We start from the raw sequence: 17,169 nt of genomic DNA, 5'->3' as shown, positions 1-17,169 counted from the left end.
TGCACGTCGGTCGTCGTGGTGGCGTCCCGATCGGCCGCTGAACAGCGCGTTCGCACGCTAGCGTGCGGCCCGGCGGCGGACGGGGCAGCGGGTCGAGGCGTGCGTGACGCGATGTCGACCGCGCCGGTAGCGTCCGCACTGTGACCGGGAAAGTGACCCTCAGTGACGTCGCCCGTGCGGCAGGCGTGTCGCTGATGACTGCCTCCCGCGCCGTCAACGGAGGTGCCGATCAGCGCCGGCGCACCCCCAACCAGCAGCGCGTGGTCCAGGTCGCCGAGCGGCTCGGCTACGTCCCGGACGCGTCGGCACAGGCGATCGCGCGTGGACGTACGAGCACCCTGGGCCTCATCATCACCGACACCCACGACTCGCAGATCACGACCGCCGTCTACGACGGAGTCGCAGCGGAGGCGTCCGCACGTGGCCTGAGCGTCTCGATGATGTCCGCGGGCGGCGACCGTGATCAGCTCGTGGCGCGGGTGCGCGACATGCACCGCCTCCGCGTCCGAGGACTGGTGATCGCTGCAGTCGACGGCAGCGACCCCGGCCACGTCCCGGGGCTGCGCACTGCGGTCGATGCGCTCACGCGCAGCGGCTGCGTGGTGTGCACCCTGGGCTTCGAGCTCGAGGGCGTCAGCGCCGTGACGCTGGACGAGCGTGAAGGCGCACGGTCCCTAACGGCCGTGCTCGTCGCCTCCGGGTACAGGCGGCCAGCGATCCTCGCTGGATCTCCAAGCAACCCGGTGCACGACGCACGCTCCCACGGCCTCATCGAAGGGTTCGAGCAGCACGGTCTTGCGGTCGAGGCGGACCGAGTTCGCTGCAGCGGCGAGCGCCGCGCGTCTGCGGCCGCAGAGACGGCTGCCCTGCTGTCCCGGGCGGACGAGCGGCCGGACGTGATCATCGTGGTGTCGCCGTCCGACGTGTCCGAGGTTCTCGACGCGACGCGCGGCGCCGGTCTCGCGGTCCCCGCGGACGTAGCGGTCGCCGTGTGCGGTGACACCAACACGCCTACACATGGTGGGGCGCTCACCCGAATTCTCACGCCGTGGCGGGATGCGTCCGAAGTCGCCGCTCGATACGCGGCGCCGGAACAGGTCGGAGTCGTCACGGTCCAGCGGATGGCCCTGCCTCTGCGCCCGGTCGCTTCTGTGTCGAAGCTCGACGGTGCCCACTAGCAGGTAAACCAGCAGGCGGCGCCCGCATTCGTCTCAAGGATGGATTTCCGAGGTGCGTGACCCAGTGGTCCACATCCGGGTCGCTGCAATCCTGATAGCGCTAACTTGCGGCGATATTGCCGCCCCGACCCTTCGCGGCTCCGTTCGCTGGGTAGCGCCCCTGAACTGGGACGATGATGACTCAGCGTCTATACAGAATGCCATAATATGCACGCAAGTCGGGACCCGTCGAGGCCGGGTAGCGCTACCCGACAAGGGTTGACGACGCCTCGGTGTGGCGAGTAGACCTGACTCACCGGTTCGCGAGACTCCAAGCTCGGGACGCGGATGAGAATTGAAGACGGGAACCCCTGCCGGGTGCCGCTCCAACGGCACGTCAACAGGGGTCCCCACGGGGTCGCTCCAACGACCCACTACCGCCCGTCCGAATGCGACTCGGAAGGAGGGCATGATCATTATGCCCAGAACCACTGACACGGTCACCAACACGCCGCGCGTCGGCACCGCGACCGTCGAGGGCCAGACCATCACCAGCATCGCCCCGGCGCCGACGAACCCCACCGGGCCCGTCGGCAACGCGAGCATCACGCACCCCACGTACGAGCAGCGCCCGTTCGTGGGGCCCCGCAAGGGCCGGCGCAACCTCTACGTCCCCCAGGAGTCCCAGGCGGGCTCGCGCCACGAGCTCGTGACGATGTGGCGGGACCGGCCGACCGACCTGGACGCGATCGCGTCCACCGCGGTGATGCTCGTCCGGCAGGACCGCGACGTCCGACCCATCCAGGCTTCCGAGATCGAGCGCACCCCGTTGCGTGAGTTCGACTCGGTCCTGCGGCCGGCGTCCTACGAGTCCATGCCCAACCGGATCTCCAAGTACGTGTTCCGCAACCCGGACGGCAACCACGCCGTGTGGGCCGGGTCGCGCAACGAGGAGAACCACCTGCGCGAGCTGGACTGGGAGGGACACCACGACGTCAACACCCAGTTCCTCCAGTTCGCGTGGAACCTGCCCACGGGCCGGGTCGTCTACCACTACCCGGACTTCGGCGTCCGGCGCGGTGGGTGCATCGAGGTGGTCGACGTGGCCGCGCAGGTGCGGATGGACCCGGTCCGTGCGGCGGTGTACGAGTTGACCGCCCGCACCTGCGAGCTCCTGGGCTGGACGTTCTCGGTCGGCCTGGACAACATCAGTGTCGCCCGCGAGCGGAACCTGCGGTTCCTGTCCGCGTTCCGGCACGAGCTGCGCGACGTCCGCGTCGAGGAGTGGGGCGACATCCCCCTGCCCCGCACCATGTGGGGCCTCGTGCAGGCCGAGGGTGGCGGCACCCGCGGCTGGCAGAACGCCTGCGCCCGGCTCTGGCACCGCCGGGCCGGGTTCGACCTCGACCGGCTGCTCGACGACACCACCGTGCTGCTCGACCAGCCCGCGCCGACCAAGCGCATCGCCTGGGAGGTGGCCCGATGACCGCCACCCGAGTGCCCCTGACCGTGGGCACACGCATGACCGGCGCGGACGACGCGTTCACCATCGTGCGCTGGGAGTTCCACGACGGGCAGCTGAACGTCGTGGTCGACCGCGGCGGTGAGCGCCACCGCGAGCCCTACGACGAGTTCCTCCAGCAGGCCCAGGACCTGGTCCCGGTCGAGCCGACCGGCTCGTACTACGAGTTCACCCGGGACACCCGGTTCCCGTACCTGGACGACGTCGAGCGCGCGAAGCTCAAGCAGCTGACCGCCGACCTGCTCGAGGTCCTGCACGGTGACCCCGGCGGCATGGTCTGGGACGCCCGGCCCGGGTACGTCCCCCGGACCGAGTACGACCCGGCGGTCACCAGCCAGCGTGAGCGCATCACCGCCAAAGTCAAGGAGATGCGCGGCCGCCCGACCGGGGGCGCCGCGTCGCAGTCCGGGCTGTACCGGCTGCTGCGGAAGTTCGAGGACCGTGGCGTCGAGGGTCTGATCCACGAGTCCAAGCTCGCGAAGTTCAACACCATCGCCCGCCTCGCGGAGGCCGACGTCATCATGGCTGCCGCTCACGACCTCGTCCTCGAGCTCGGTGCGAACACCCGCAGCACCACGAGCAAGAAGAACCAGCTCGCCCTGTTCCGCTCGCGGCTCCTGGACAGCGGGGTCGACCTCGACGGCATCCCGAAGGCGACGCTCCGCACCATCCTGGACGTCGAGGGGGCGAAGTACCGGATCGACAAGCCCGCCGGTGTGCGTCACAACCAGTCCAGCCGGCCCGATGGGTTCTACGGCCGCCGGATCGTCACCCGGCCCGGCGAGTTCTGCCACATGGACGTCGCGACGCTCGACGCGAAGGCGTGGAACCCGGTGACCGGGTGGGTCACGGTCGACGCGATCACCATCATGGACGCGTACGACCGCCGAGTTCGGGCGTTCATGCTGGTGCCCGCGCCGCACACCGCCCGGGACATCTCGATCGCGATCGGCCGGATGCTCATGCCCCCGACGATCAACAGCGGCCGGCACGCCCTGACCGACCACTGGTGGGAGGGCGCCCCGGAGGTCCTCGAGATCCCCGCCGAGTCCACCCCGACGACCATGGAGGGCACCCCCGTCACCGGTCGGAGCGTGGACGCGATCATGATGGACCACGGAGCGCAGTTCGACTCCAAGCTGGTCTCCCTGGTCGCCACGCGCGCCGGCATCCACACGGTGTTCGCCGCCCCCCGCAAGGGGCACCACAAGGGCGTGGTCGAGTCGTTCCACAACCGGCTGAAGTTCTGGTCCCAGCAGTTCCCCGGGGACACCGGCGCCCGCACGCAGCACCGCGGGCGCCACGCCGAGGACCAGGCCCTGTTCACGATCGCCGAGCTGGAGGCGGCGCTGCAGTACCGCATCGACGCGCTCTACCACCAGGGGCCGCACGAGAGCCTGCGCGACCCCGCCAACCCCAGCCGCCGGATCAGCCCGAACGAGGCGTACGCCCTGTACATCGCGAACGGCGGCGCCCCGCACGTCCTGGCGCGCCCGGGAACCGCGTTCGACTTCCTGCCCAGCCGCCTGTGCCGCGCGGACGACGAGGGTATCGACGTCAACGGAATCCGCTACGACGGTCCCGCGCTGACCGAGCTGCGCGACCGGATCCGCGGTCCTCGGAGCCCGCACCTGCGGGTCTGCTGGGACCCGTACGACCCGACCCGCATCTACGTGCAGCACCCGACCAGCGGGACCTGGATGACGGTGCGGGACTACGGCACCCAGATCGGCTCCCAGGTGCCGCTCGGGGAGTCGATGCGCACGACGTCGTGGACCAACCAGCTCAAGCAGTTCACGAGCGCCATCCAGCAGATCGACCTCACCGAGGCCAAGCTCCTGCAGAACGAGCGCAAGGACCAGGAGCGCAAGCTCAAGCGCAAGCTCGGGCTCAACCTCGAGCGCCTGCTGCTCGCCGAGCGTGACCGCGCCCGCCTCAGCATCGCCATGCTCGCGCCCGACCCCTCCACCACCTGGGAGCGTGACGAGCTGCCCCAGTTCGTCGACCCCAACTTCGACGTCGAGGACAACGACAACGATGCCTTCGATGAGGACATCGCCAACGCCGGGAGCGTGATGACATGGAACTGAACCAGACGGGCAGCCTGTGGTCCGACCGGGAGAACTGGGACCGGGTCGCCGCCGCCATCGACGCCCGCGCCCGGCACCACGGTGCCGAGGGGCACGCCGGCACCTGCGTCCTGGACGACCCGAACACGACGTCCACGTCCGCGGCGCTGGCGTGCACCCGGGCCACGCCGTCGGTCACGACCGTGCTGGGCCTGCGGATGCGGCGCCGGATCGACGACCTCGTCACCGAGAACGCCGTCAACCCGCTCGAGCGACGCACCCTGATCCTCGAGGGCCAGGCCACCTACGGCAAGACGACCGCCACGATGTTCGAGGTCCTGCGCCGTCAGCGCCGCGCGATCGCGGAGAAGGGGTCGCTGCTCGGGCCGTACATCCACATGCCGTGGCTGTACGTCGAGATCGGCGCCGGCTACGGCTACAAGGACATCGCCGAGGCCATCGAGATCCACGCCGGCCTGGTGCCCCGATCGCGGGACACCGCCCAGGCCAAGGTCGCGCACCTGCGGTCGATGCTCCCCAAGCTCGGCGTCGAGGGCATCGTCATCGACGACGCCCACAACCTGCGCTCCTCCCCGGAGGGCAAGACCGTCGACGGGCTCAAGAACCTGCTGACCGGTCTGCCGGTGACGCTGGTGTTCATCGGTCTGAACCCGATGAGCAAGAGCGCTCTGCTCAACGGCGCGGCCCGTGGCATGGGTTCGTCGGTGCAGCAGATCGCCCGCCGCGCCGACTTGGTCCGCGCGGACCTGGGTGCCAGCGAGGCCGACCAGCACAAGGCGTGGCAGCAGGTGACCGCGTCCCTCGTCGGGCAGTTCCACTTGCCCGACGACGACGTCCAGGCGACGCTCACGGACACCGGCCTGCTGGGTGACGTCTACGACGTCACCCAGGGCCTGTTCGGCGGGACGTACACGCTGCTGAAGGCCGCGGCCGTCTCGACGATCCGCTCCAGCGGCGGCACCTACGCCGACGCGATCCGCAAGGGCGTCGCGACGACGCGCACGGCGCAGCGGACCGCCAACGGGGCCCCCGTCCACCGCGCGAACATGCCGAAGAACCCGGCCGACGCGATGCGCGCCCAGGACGCGCCCCGCTCGTCCAAGACCACCCAGCGCCGGAAGTCCTCGGCCCCGTGATCGCCGTCCGGATCGATCCGCGCCCCCGGGAGCAGCTCGGTGGCTACCTGCTGCGGATCGGCGGACACCTGCAGCGCCCGCCGCGAGACCTGCTTCTCGCGGCGGGCGCTGCCGCGTCCGGTCGCGTCAGCACCCGCGGGCTGTCCGGCTTCCCGCCCGAGGACAGCGTGCGCGCGCTCGCGCACCTCCTCGGTGTCGAGGAACAGGTGCTCTCCGAGATGACCCTGGCCCGGTTCACCACCGGGCTGTTCGGGTTCGAGCACCGCACCGGGACAGCAGGGGCCACCTCCTCAGCGCCTGCCCTGCTCACCGGCGGCGTCTACTGCCCCGTCTGCATCCAGCACGGCCACTGGGACCTGTGGTGGAAGACCGGCCTCGTCGCCGTGTGCCTCGATCACCGCCGATACGTCTTGGCCCGCTGCCCCTCCTGCGGCACGGGCGTCGCGCCAGACACCGTTCTCACCGAGGACGACGGGGACAGCACCCAGCTGCGTCACGGCAGCTCGCACGTGAGTTCCTGCGCGCACGCTACCGACCTGCTCGGCCCACGCCCGGACGTCGTGCACCTCCACACCCAGGAGCGCATCAACCGGCTCCTGGAGCGTGCGACCACCGAGGCCGACGCAGCCGGCACCTGCCGCACGCTGCTGCGGTGGACCGAGTACCTGCACCGGGCGGTGTCTGACCGGCCGTACCTGGCGGGCAACTACGTCGCCGCCGACGGGCACGCGCTCGGGGCGCTCCTGTCGGACGCCCTCGACCTCACCACCAGCACGGACCCGGCATCCCACCCGACCCTGCTGCGTGCGGTGCACCAGCAGCGCGCTCGGGGTCGCGCCCCTCAGCGTGGCCCCTCGTACCACCCGCTGAGCCCTGACGACACGGACGCGGTCACCGAAGCGATCAGCTCCGCCTGCGCCGCCGCCCGCCCCTCGCTAAGGATCCCCCAGCCAGGGATGGAGGGCGGCACCGGTTGGATGCCGCAGGTCGTGCCGTTGTCCGAGTTCAACCACGGGCTGTCTGACTTCCTCCATCACGTCGGATACGACCGCGCACGAATGTTCGCCGCGCTGAGCGCGGCCGCACCCGCGGGAACTCCCAGATGGGCCCGCATCGGTGCACCCCTGCGACTGCCGGCGCACGTCGCCGCCAAGGCCGGGAACGCGCTGAAGCACATCGAGGACACCGGTCACGCCGATTCGTTCTGGACCGCCATCGACCGGACGCGCACCACGATGGCGAGCAGCGGCGTCGACTTCCAGCGCCGAGCGCACCAGGTCGAGCACGACCCGAGGGTCCTCGCAGCCGCCACGAACAGGTGGCCTGCCCTGGCCGAGTTCCCGACCAGCGCGATCCTGCAGTGGCTGATGGATCGCTGGGCCTGCCAGTACGTGCACGCGCTGCCCTCGTCGATCATGCCCCGGACACACAAGGCACCCGACTACCGTGACCGAATCGACGAAGCCGTAGGTTCGGCGGGGACCATCGCGACGTTGTGGAAGTCCTGGGAGCCTCTCGCAGAACGCGAACCCCGCGATGCTGCCGCTTGACGCCACGCCAGCGCACGGTGAGGCGTTCGCTGGCTACCTCCACCGCATCGCGGCGCTCATCGAGACCGACCCCCACTCGCTGTACGCCCATCTGCGGCTGCGGTCTGCCGGGCGCACCGTCCGGTACGTGCACCTCGCTTTGCCCGATTGGCACGTGCGGGACGTGTCACGAGAGCTGGGCATCGAGCGCGAGCAGCTCGAGGCAACTCTCCTCCGGCACTTCGCAGGTCTGGATCTGGGCGCCCTGACCGGCACACACGCCGACGTAGCGCACCGGACGGTGCAACGCGGACAGTGGCTGTTCCTGTCCGGGACCCGCTACTGCGCACCATGCCTCGACGAAGGACGCCCCTGGCTGAACGCCTGGCAGCTGCCGTGGGCGTTCATGTGCGCATCCCACCACGTGCTGCTCTCCGGGGCGTGCTCGCACTGCGGCCGTCGCCCAGACCTGGTGGCGCGAGCCTCCAGCCGCTCGCAGGGGTGCACACCGGAGCGGTGCGCTTGCGGTCACTCGTGGCGTGACTCGCCGCCCGGGCCGGCTGTGGGCGACGGCCTCACCGACCTCCAACGCCAGCTCGACGGTGCGACCGAGGGACGGCCCGAGCCGCTGTGGGGCTCGGTCACCGGCGGTCGCGAAAGGCTCGCCGCGTGGCGTGCTGCCGGCGCGGCCTCGGCACGCGGCACCGGCATGCGACCGTGGGCGCGCCGGCCGTTCCTCGTGCCGCCTACCGACCCGGCCACGATGGCTGAGGTCGTCACCCGGGCGGCACCGATCCTGACTGCCGAGAGCATGTCGACCGCCGCTGATGCGCTCGGAGCCCTGTTCGCCGAGCGTTCAGGGCTGGGGGAAGCGGCGATCTGGAACGTCTTCCCGCGGAGCTCGCCCCTTGCTCCGGTCGCCCGCATGTGGCTTCGACGCAGCGGCCGAGTGCACTCCAGGCTGGCTCGCAGTCAGGACCAGGCACTGCCGCTCGTGGCGGTCCCGATGGATCGCATCCCGACTCTCGCAGACCCGCGCTGGCTGCCGCCTCGGTGGCGGGACGTCGCGGTGCCCGACGTGACGTTCCGCCGCGTGGTCGTGTCCCTCGCCGTGGCGAGACTCGCCGGCGCCGGCACGTGGCACACCGCCGGACGTGCCCTCGGCCTTGACGGCGACTACGCGGCCCGCACCGTCCGGCACGTCCTCTACCGGCTCGGTGATCCCGCACGGAGCGAGCTCACTAGTGCCGCGCAGGCGTACGCCGCGGCGCTGAACGGTGCGTCACCGGTAGCGACACGACCCCACGATCTCGTGCGCGGCGTTGCCGCGCTCCGCGCGTGCGCGCACATCGAGGACCGAGGGCTCGCGGCGCGCGACTAGCTCTGACGAGCTGACAGCAAGACGGGCCACCGGACCGAAGTCCGGCGGCCCTCGCTGTCGTTCCGGTGGCAGAGGAACTCGAGATGCGCAGTCCGGTCTGCCCGACTCGCTTAAGTGCTTCCAGAGATTGCCTGACTTCCCTAATACGCCCCTGCCCCGGCCACGAGAGCGTCTCGTGGCCACGCGCGGCGCGCTTGCGACGCCGGTGCTTCAGGGCCGTCGAGTGAGATCCTCGAGCAGCGTGCGATGCAGCGCAGTGAAGTCGGGCTCCCAGTCGTTCGCTCCCAGCACGACGTGGTCCTCCATGTCGTCGTACCCGAGAGAGAGGACGGCCCCCGGAGGCGCGCCAGGGGCCTGGTACTCGTCCGTCTTCCACCCTCGGCTGGTCATCACCACGGAGCGCAACGCGCTGCGCGCGAACGTGCGCGTCGTGATGCCGGCCGTTGCGGTGTCGTGGTTGCGGGCGGGTAGCTTGTCCGCCCGGACCTCCAGCAGCCACCGCGGCGACCACGCACGAATCGTGCCGCTCACCGTCCCGAACGACGCGGCCTCCAACAGTGCCTGCACGTACACAGGCGCTTCACCGCCGAGGCCGGCGTGCAGCAGCAACGCCAACGACCGGCGGGGCTCGAACCGCATCGGGTGCGCGGCTGTCACCAGCGCGCACGTCGACTCGAGGGCGTCCTCCACAGCCGCGCTCGCATCCATGGGGCCTTCATACACCTGCCACGGCCGCGGCAACTGGAGTTCTGCCCGGTTCCCCGCCGGAACCGCGGCGTGTGTCGCGGTGAGTCACTCCCGGCCGCCGTCTTCGCGCCCGCGGCGGCGGCGTTCATCCGAGGCTCTCCAACGGCAGCGTCGCCGTGCTCCGACTGACGGCCCGTGCACGTGATTGCGCGTCGGGCGCATCTTCCGACGGTCTCTCGCCGCTGGGCCGTGGCACCCCCGCGTTCAAACTCCGCAGCGACGGCACCGACCCAGTAGTCATCGTTCGCCGCACGCTGGAGGAAGCATGATCAAGAAGACCTTTGCCGCCGTGGGAAGCGGATCGGCCATCTGCGTTCTGGTGACCGGGGGCATGAACTCACTAGCAGGACCCGCACTCGTGGCGTTCGGGGTCGTGCTCGTGTGCGGCTTGGTGGTCTTGGCGCTGGACGTCCTGAGGAGGCTGGACCAGCCGCGCGGACGCCTCGCGGACAACTTCAGCCGTGTGGTGCGAGCGCTCCGAGAGCGTCACTGAACGCGAGAACGTCCTGTCTAGTCGGAGGTCGCGAGCAGCCTTGCGCTTCCGATTCGGGCTCTCCTATGCGGGAGACCAGGCCAACGTTGCGTGCGCGGGCTGGAGTGGCGGAGGGTCACCCTTCGTGCGTACGCGGAAGGTGATGCGCGCACGTGCAGGGTGCATGGTGACGCGTTCGGATGTGGAATCGACGGAGGCAACGTGTGGCATGCGCTGGGCATCGCTGAGAGCCCCGGCCCACCGACCTGTGGTCGACAGTTCGAAGTCGATGCCGAGACGCCTATCGACGTATCCGCTGCTCGCGGAGTTCACGTCCTCGACCGCGACGTCCTGCAGCGGGCGCGCGTCAGAGATGAAGGCGTCGGGGACTGCGAGCGGGCATGGCGGTCGCGCAGACGTGATCTCGGGTTGGGCCAAGCTGCGCGGCCCCGTCGAATCTGACCACGGCCTCCGGGGTGAGGTGTCAGCATGAACGGGTGGATCCGAAGAACAGCGTTGACTACCTGACCTACCTGCAGTCCCAGCTCGACGCGTTCTCGTCGTTGTTCGAAGAGTTCATGACCATGCACGTCGAGTCGAGCGGCTTCGGTGGTCGCGGCATCATGCCGGCGGTGTTCCCAGCAGACGGCGTCGACGCCGACGAGATCGCTGCGGTCACACGGAAGCTCGACCGCACGGTCGGGACGCTGATGGAGTTGGCGAACATCACCGAGGTGAGGATCAACGTCCAGGGCATAGGACCAGTCGACCCGTTCGTGAACTGGAACACGATCCGTCAGCCGAAGCCGGTTCTGGAGCCCGTGAACGTGCGTTCCTGCGTGGATCAGGCGGCGGGGCGCCTCGAGGCGCTGCTGCGTCGCGCCCAGGCGTTGGAGAGCCCGGCGCTGTCGCCGATCCAGTTGCACCCTCTGGTGTGGGCACCCGCGCAGCGCCTGTGGAACGACGGACACTTCCGTCCCGCCGTGGCGGCCGCGGCCGAAGCCGTCAACAGTCAGATGAAGCAGCTGACTGGGCGGAACGACGCCCCGGACACCTCTCTGTGGCAACAGGCGTTCACGAAGACCGACCCCGAGCCGGGCAAGCCGCGTCTGCGTTGGCCCGGTGCGCCGGACGACCGCGACGTCACCACGATGCTCGACGGCCTTCGGCAGTTCGCGCCCGGAACGAACATGGTGATCCGCAACCCCGCCACTCATGAGCAAACCGAACTGAGCGAGCAGGTCGCGCTCGAGTACCTCGCGACTCTCAGTGTTCTCGCACGCTTGCTTGAGCAGTGCGAAGTGCACACTGTGACTCCCTCGTAGTCACCTCGCCCCGCTGCGTGCTGGGATCGAGGGGCGCTCCACGTCTGCACGTGAAACGTAGTCCGCACTCGCAGCACCGGGCGGCACACTCCAGGGGTGGTTCCGCAGCGGCGAGGCTCAGCGCTCTCGTCTGTGCATGCCGCGTCGCTTCAGTCGGGCCACTCGTAGGTTGGTGGGGGTGTGGAACGCGGCGCCCAGCCGGATCGCCGCCCAGACGGCGAGCACGACGAGCACGACGGTGCACTTCAACCAGGCCGGGGTGTCGGCGAGGTCGTCCAGCACGTTGAGCCAGGTGAGGGAAGGCATGGCAGGTCCAATCGAGTCACCGACCACCTAGGTGGGCCACTGCCCTACGAACATGCGCCGAATCGCTTGGACTCGGCTCGCACGACTTTCGCGGCGCCTGACCTGGGAGCGGGCAGGAGTCCTATAGCGCGGGACCGAGGTAGGCGATCGGACCGCCGCTCTCGGCGACGACCCTGCTGTGCATGAGCTGGCGAACGCGGTCGCGAAGGTGACCGGGCATCGTTGCGCTCCACTGGACCTGGGCTCCGTGTCGGAGCCGCGCGAGCAGGTCGCCGGCGTAGAGGTGACGCGGGCGGTCCTCGCCGTCGCGGGTCACCGTCTTCACCTTCTCGGTGATGCGGAAGACCGCAACCGGGAACGATGCGACGGTGACAGCGAACAGCTCGTTCCCGACGACTTTGTCGGGGTCCGAGCGCCAGTATCCGAGCGAAGCAGCGGCGAGCTGCTCGTCGGTCATGTCGACGTGGTATCCGATGAACTCTCGACCCTCGCCGGGGTATGCGGGAGCCCGCGGCGCAGTGCGAAGCACCGTGAGCTCTCCTGCCCTGACCGTGAGCGTGGGCCAGGACGCGAAGTGCTCGACGACGGCAGCCTGCAGAGGGAGGCTGCCGAGGATGCCGGCAGAGATTAGCTTGTCGACGCTGCCCATGCTGATCTTCAGCCGGGTCGCCGCCTGGCTGCGGGAGAGCGTCTGCCGCTCATCGGCCTCTGGACTCGTAGGTGGTGCGAACTCGGGAGCGGGCATGGCAAACCTCTCGTGAGGTGTGAGCCCCAGCTCGACGCTTCTGGGCTCGTTCGTAACGACTGTATCAGTGCCCCAGACCCGACGCACTAAACGCACTTTCAACACGCGCCCGGCCCCGCGGTCAAGCTGCAGGACTGGGTGGCGTCGCCGGCGACGGCTGGACGTTCACGGCCGCTGTGCTCGACCGCGGCTTGACTGCCTGAGGATCGGCCACAGAGGGCGGCTGATCGAACCCCCGCTGTCGGCGGTGGTCAGCCAGGTCCATCAGGTGAGCTCGCGGAGCATCTGACCTGGTATCGATCCGCGTCGCGGGACGTCAGTCCTCAGAGCTACGCAGGTCGTTTCCTGGCGCGATCGGGTCTTTCTGACGGATCTGGCCGTTCTCGCCTCACACCTGCAGCTTCCCGCCGCCGTCGTTTCTGCACGACCTGCACGTTCGGCTGAGCCACGGTGCACGCTCCTCCGTTGGGCGCGACTGCCGCGCGAGCATCTCCCCGTTCGCGGTTTGCGTGGGAGCCGTACTGCGAACGAGTGAAGTTTCGACCGGAGTCCAGGTGTCGTTCAACAGGCTCGAGCCCACCAGCAGGCTCGTCGGTGCGCGGTCTCGACGTGGCGAGACTCATCCCCATTCGATGTTTCGCTACCATCGGCGTCCTTGGCGAGACGACCTTGCCGGCGAGTCGGGGGGCGCAGTGGCAAAGGGGCGGGACAGCGTCCGCGGCGAGTGGGTTTTCCAGTGGTTGCTTCCTGTTCTCGCTGGCGGGCTAGCAGCTGGCGCGCCGATTCTCTGGGACCTGGCATCAGAGGACACGGAGGGCCAATTCGACAGTCCGTGGTTCTACCTGTTCGTCATCGCGACGTTGGGCGCGCTGACGCTCACCATCGTCCAAGGAGTGCTGTCCACGCGCAGAGCGTCGGCCGTGCGGCGGGCGCTCAGCGACTTCAACCACAGCCTCGGTGACACGATCCTGGCGCTCGGTCGTCTCCCGGACGCGCGGAACGGTGTCAGCGCGCGTGATGCCTTCGTCGAGACAGTGATCCGCGAGGCCAAGTCGATCATGCCGCTGCCTTCTCCCAGAGTCTGCGTGTACGAACTGGACAGCAACGACGACGCGGAGGGCAACGGGAACGCGGGGCCTGTGGAGTTCCTGCGCCTCATCAAGTCCGGGGGCCGCAACGACCCGCCCCGCAACCTCTTCACCGTCGACGATGAACACGGGCGCGCTGCGATCGCCAACGCGAAGGGCAACCTCCCGCGATGCGTAGAGAAGCCGAAGAAGTCTCGGTTCCAAGTTCAGCGAGATCCCGAAGCGCTTTGGGAGTCGTTCGTGCTCGTACCACTCAAGGTCGACGGCAGACCTCGCGGCATGGTTACGATCGACACGACGGCGAAGACAACCTTTACCAGCGACCACGTGGCAGTGGCCATGACGATCGCGCGCTTCATCGAGATCGGCATGAAGAGCCTGTTCGACGCCGCCGAGGAGACTGCACCCGAGGTCCGGACAGCCCTCGCGCAACTCGACCAGTCGAAGCGCGACGGCGAGCCCGACTCCGCGAGTCAGTTGTCGCCGGTAGAGTCAGACGGTCAGGAGGGAGGGAACGATGGCAACGATCGATGACGTCGCGGCCTACGTGGTCGACCACTTCGACTCCAGCATCTCGACCATGAAGCTTCAGAAGCTCTGCTACATGGCACAGGGCTGGTCTCTGGCGCTGCGCGGCAGAGAGTTGTTTCCTGAGAACTTCGAAGCATGGCGCAACGGCCCGGTGTCGCGAGACCTCTTCCGTGGGCATCGACGCGAGTACAGCGTGGGCCGTTGGCTGCCTGGCGATTCGTCGTCGCTGACCCGTGACGAGCGCATCGTCTGCGATGCAGTGCTCAACAACTACGGGGCGCTCAGCGGACTCCAGCTGAGCGAACTCACGCACCGTCCAGGTACGCCGTGGAGCAAGACACGTCACGAGGCGGGTGTACCCGACGGAGCCTCGTGCGACCGCGTCATCCCGAAGAGCCGGATCCAGGAGCACTTCAGGACGGCATTGCTCTCGGCAAAGGACTGACTGCCAGTCGTGCACCGGCAGGGCCGGACGGCGCGCATCGCGGACACCGACTAGGCCGTGGGAGACGCACGGCCGGCATCGCTGGGATGCTCGCCGCTCAAGTCGCGACCGCGATGATCACGAAGTTCCACCTGAGGCCAACGGTCCTGCTCGCCCGCCGAGAGATTGCCTCGGACTCGGCCGACCGAGCGGTCATGGGGCCACGCGTGGGCGGGGGCTTGCTACAAGCGGCACCGCTCGTCGTAGCACCCAGTCGCGTTGTCGCGCGCAGCGGTAGTCGGCAGCCTGCTCGCCCACGGGTCGAGCCACTCCCGGATCGCACGATGCCGCGGACTCGGGCCACGCACCTCCTCGAACTGGCGCAGAGGCCCACTTCGATCGCCGCACGGTGGGAGTGACCGACAGCTGAGCGAGCGCTCGGACGACACTCCGAAATGCGACACCACCTCGGGCTGCAGACAGCTTGAGGCTCATGTCGTTCTAGGCGAGGACCGGCGGGAGCCGAGAACAGGCGGCGCGATCAGTCGCTTCGCACACGACCCACGAAGGGCGCCCTGCGGCGCTGTGACCGGTGTGACTGATGAGGCCAGTCGGGTCGTACGAAACGAGCACGCGTCGCCGCGTCCGACCCGGTGCCGGGCTCAGCCAGACCGCCGAACGCTAGACCTGAGACTTCTGGGTCCCGGCGGTATGGAGCGCCCGGAGAAACGGGACGGATGCAGCGGCGGCCGCCGGAAGTAGCGCGCCGACTCCGGTGACCGTGCTGCCGGCCGCGAGGAGCACGGATGCGCCAGTCGCGGCCTGGGCGCCGATGTCGTCGGCAAACGCCCCGAGCAGCCGCCTGCGTCACCACAGGCTGCAGCGACTCCCGGGCGATCCCGAGCCCGGTCCGGTCGGTCATCGGGTGGGCGGGTCGTCTGCTCCAGTGGGGTCTGCTCCGGCGCCGGGCGCGACGCGCTCGCGTGCCCCGCGGATGACGATCGCCACGCATGCGACGCCGCCGAACGCGGCGGTGGTCTCGAGGACGTTGGCGAGTGCGGCGAGGTCACCGGCGGTGCCGACGCCGGTGGCGAAGACGGAGAAGTCCCACAGGGCGTGGAGCAGCATGGCCCACCACAGCGATCCGGTCACGCGGCGCAGGATGTAGAACACCGTGCCGGTGGCGAACGCGAAGAGCACCTGGAGCACCGTCCCGCCGGCGTCGGCGCCCAGCGCGATGTTGATCAGGTGGCTCAGGCCGAACAGGGCCGACGTCAGGAACCACACCCACCCCTCGGCGAGGCGTGCGCGCAGCCCGACCAGCAGCAGGCCGCGGTCGACGATCTCCTCGGTGAACCCGACCAGGCAGAGGACCAGCGACGCGCCGAGGAACGCCCCGCTGTAGGCACCCCAGTCCGTGCCGGCCAGGTTCATCGCAGCCGCCACCGCGACGAGGATGGGGAAGATCAGCATCCAGCGGTGCCGGCTCCGGTGACGTTCGTACAGGGCAGGTCGCCACCACCCGAGCAGCGTCACGGTGATGCCCAGCAGCACCGCGGAGACGACGAGGGAGAGGCCGGCGCCCAGGAAGAGGTTGCCGGCGCTGTCACCCCACTCGTCGTAGGGCACTCCGGCGGCAGCCTGGACGCCCAGGACGAGTAGGAGCTCACCCAGCCAGATCGCCAGCCCGATCGACACCGTCGGCCGTACGCGGAGCCGCTCTTCGGTCACCTGGGACACACCATCTCCTCGTGCTCGCCGTTCTCGCAGAGTAGACGTCCACCGCCCCGAGCGAGCGGTGGAGCTCGTCGGTGGGTCGTGCGTCGTCTCCTCGGGCCGCACGCCCGAGGATCGGCCCGAAGACGGCCTCGCCCGCACCGCGAGCCGGGCGCGCCCACGTGGGATGGTCTGAGCATGAGAGTGCAGTCGGGTCCGCGCCGTGCCGCGTGCCGCGTCGCAGGGTGGCTGCTGATCCTCGGCGCCATCGCCTACACCGGTGTGCCGTGGGAGGCGGTGCTGGGGTTCCCGCTCGACCCGGCGGTGGCGTTCCAGTCCGAGCTCGCGGCCGTCGACCAGCCGACCCGGGTGCTGTTCGCCCTGACCGACGGCCTCGCGGGGGTGGCGGCGGTCGCCGCCGCGGTCCTGCTGTGGTGGGGCCGGCCGCGGGACGCCACCGTGCTGGAGCGTCTGGTACCGGTCCCCGTGCTGCTGTTCGGCGTCGGCACCGTCGCCGACGTGCTCAGCCCGCTGCCCTGCGCCCCGTCCGTGGACCCCGGGTGCGCCGAAGCCGACGGGCTGGCGAGCGCCGGGACCGCGCACGCGGTGACGAGTCTCGTGGCGACCACGGCGCTGGTCCTGCTGGCGGCGGTGATCGCCGGGCTGCTGATCGGGCTGCGACGCCGGGGTGTGCGCGTCTCGCCTGCGTGGTGGTTGCCCGTGCTGCTGTACGCGGCGACCAGCCTCGTGAACGCGGGGCTGTCCCTCGCGGACAACCTGGGAGCAGGCGCGCCCGGGATCGGGTGGTGGCAGCGGGCGCAGACCGCCTCCGCCAGCCTGTGCCTCGTCGTGGTCGTCCCGTTGCTGCGCCGGCACCGGCAGGCGGTGCAGCGGTCCGCGGTATCGGTGGCGCGGGCGGCCGACTAGATGTACTCGGCCAGGACGTTGGTGACGGTGCGGGGCCGTTGACGTGAGGAGAACCTCCGGCTGGGGTGTGGCT

General features: G+C 69.6%; 15 protein-coding genes. 11 read left to right on the top strand and 4 right to left on the bottom strand.

The genetic code is table 11. The features are described 5' to 3' along the window. The first annotated feature begins 140 nt into the window (after window positions 1-140). The 6 genes from KVT14_RS12450 (at window position 141) to KVT14_RS12425 (ending at window position 8,815) form a co-directional block, all read left to right on the top strand. Entirely contained in the window at window positions 141-1,178 is a 1,038-nt protein-coding gene (locus KVT14_RS12450; RefSeq protein WP_217615957.1) for a LacI family DNA-binding transcriptional regulator, read from the top strand. Window positions 1,179-1,635: 457 nt separating this feature from the next. Next, a complete protein-coding gene (locus KVT14_RS12445; protein ID WP_217615956.1) occupies window positions 1,636-2,643 on the top strand; it encodes a hypothetical protein in 1,008 nt (335 codons plus the stop codon). Next, on the top strand, window positions 2,640-4,769 hold the full coding sequence (locus KVT14_RS12440; protein ID WP_217615955.1) for a Mu transposase C-terminal domain-containing protein: 2,130 nt from the start codon (window positions 2,640-2,642) through the stop codon (window positions 4,767-4,769). The genes KVT14_RS12445 and KVT14_RS12440 overlap by 4 nt, the downstream gene beginning before the upstream one ends. Next, on the top strand, window positions 4,760-5,905 hold the full coding sequence (locus tag KVT14_RS12435; RefSeq protein WP_217615954.1) for an AAA family ATPase: 1,146 nt from the start codon (window positions 4,760-4,762) through the stop codon (window positions 5,903-5,905). Before KVT14_RS12440 ends, KVT14_RS12435 begins: the two co-directional genes overlap by 10 nt. Next, window positions 5,902-7,455 carry a TniQ family protein gene (locus tag KVT14_RS12430; RefSeq protein WP_217615953.1) on the top strand — a complete coding sequence of 518 codons (1,554 nt, stop codon included), beginning with the start codon at window positions 5,902-5,904 and terminating at the stop codon, window positions 7,453-7,455. Before KVT14_RS12435 ends, KVT14_RS12430 begins: the two co-directional genes overlap by 4 nt. Next, window positions 7,442-8,815, top strand: coding sequence for a TniQ family protein (locus KVT14_RS12425; RefSeq protein WP_217615952.1), 1,374 nt, complete (start codon window positions 7,442-7,444; stop codon window positions 8,813-8,815). Before KVT14_RS12430 ends, KVT14_RS12425 begins: the two co-directional genes overlap by 14 nt. Before the next feature lie 210 nt (window positions 8,816-9,025). Here the strand turns inward: KVT14_RS12425 and KVT14_RS12420 are convergent, their stop codons facing one another. Further along, window positions 9,026-9,523 (bottom strand): hypothetical protein, encoded by a 498-nt coding sequence (locus KVT14_RS12420; protein ID WP_217615951.1) that lies wholly within the window; start codon window positions 9,521-9,523, stop codon window positions 9,026-9,028. A gap of 304 nt (window positions 9,524-9,827) precedes the next feature. Between KVT14_RS12420 and KVT14_RS12415 the strand changes: the two genes are divergently transcribed. Then, window positions 9,828-10,055: a hypothetical protein gene (locus KVT14_RS12415; protein WP_217615950.1), complete on the top strand. Its 228-nt coding sequence runs from the start codon at window positions 9,828-9,830 to the stop codon at window positions 10,053-10,055. 476 nt (window positions 10,056-10,531) lie between these two features. After that, window positions 10,532-11,359 (top strand): TIGR02391 family protein, encoded by an 828-nt coding sequence (locus tag KVT14_RS12410; protein WP_217615949.1) that lies wholly within the window; start codon window positions 10,532-10,534, stop codon window positions 11,357-11,359. A gap of 117 nt (window positions 11,360-11,476) precedes the next feature. Here the strand turns inward: KVT14_RS12410 and KVT14_RS12405 are convergent, their stop codons facing one another. Then, on the bottom strand, window positions 11,477-11,665 hold the full coding sequence (locus KVT14_RS12405; protein WP_217615948.1) for a hypothetical protein: 189 nt from the start codon (window positions 11,663-11,665) through the stop codon (window positions 11,477-11,479). 121 nt (window positions 11,666-11,786) lie between these two features. Then, window positions 11,787-12,410, bottom strand: coding sequence for a hypothetical protein (locus tag KVT14_RS12400; RefSeq protein ID WP_217615947.1), 624 nt, complete (start codon window positions 12,408-12,410; stop codon window positions 11,787-11,789). 692 nt (window positions 12,411-13,102) lie between these two features. Here KVT14_RS12400 and KVT14_RS12395 point away from each other — a divergent pair. Further along, on the top strand, window positions 13,103-14,032 hold the full coding sequence (locus KVT14_RS12395) for a GAF domain-containing protein (protein ID WP_217615946.1): 930 nt from the start codon (window positions 13,103-13,105) through the stop codon (window positions 14,030-14,032). Next, window positions 14,016-14,474, top strand: coding sequence for a Panacea domain-containing protein (locus KVT14_RS12390; protein ID WP_217615945.1), 459 nt, complete (start codon window positions 14,016-14,018; stop codon window positions 14,472-14,474). The genes KVT14_RS12395 and KVT14_RS12390 overlap by 17 nt, the downstream gene beginning before the upstream one ends. An 897-nt stretch (window positions 14,475-15,371) precedes the next feature. On the opposite strand, the gene KVT14_RS12385 is transcribed toward KVT14_RS12390, so the two are convergent. Next, window positions 15,372-16,193: a CPBP family intramembrane glutamic endopeptidase gene (locus KVT14_RS12385; protein WP_308161052.1), complete on the bottom strand. Its 822-nt coding sequence runs from the start codon at window positions 16,191-16,193 to the stop codon at window positions 15,372-15,374. Window positions 16,194-16,367: 174 nt separating this feature from the next. On the opposite strand from KVT14_RS12385, the gene KVT14_RS12380 reads away from it, so the two are divergent. Continuing rightward, window positions 16,368-17,096, top strand: a complete 729-nt coding sequence (locus tag KVT14_RS12380; RefSeq protein WP_217615944.1) for a DUF998 domain-containing protein — start codon at window positions 16,368-16,370, stop codon at window positions 17,094-17,096. The last annotated feature ends 73 nt before the right edge of the window (window positions 17,097-17,169 follow it).

The sequence above is a fragment of the Cellulomonas sp. GbtcB1 genome (assembly GCF_019091725.1).
Taxonomy (GTDB): Bacteria; Actinomycetota; Actinomycetes; order Actinomycetales; family Cellulomonadaceae; genus Cellulomonas.
Note: the sequence above shows the minus strand (reverse complement) of the source record. Positions and strands in the feature narration are given on the sequence as shown.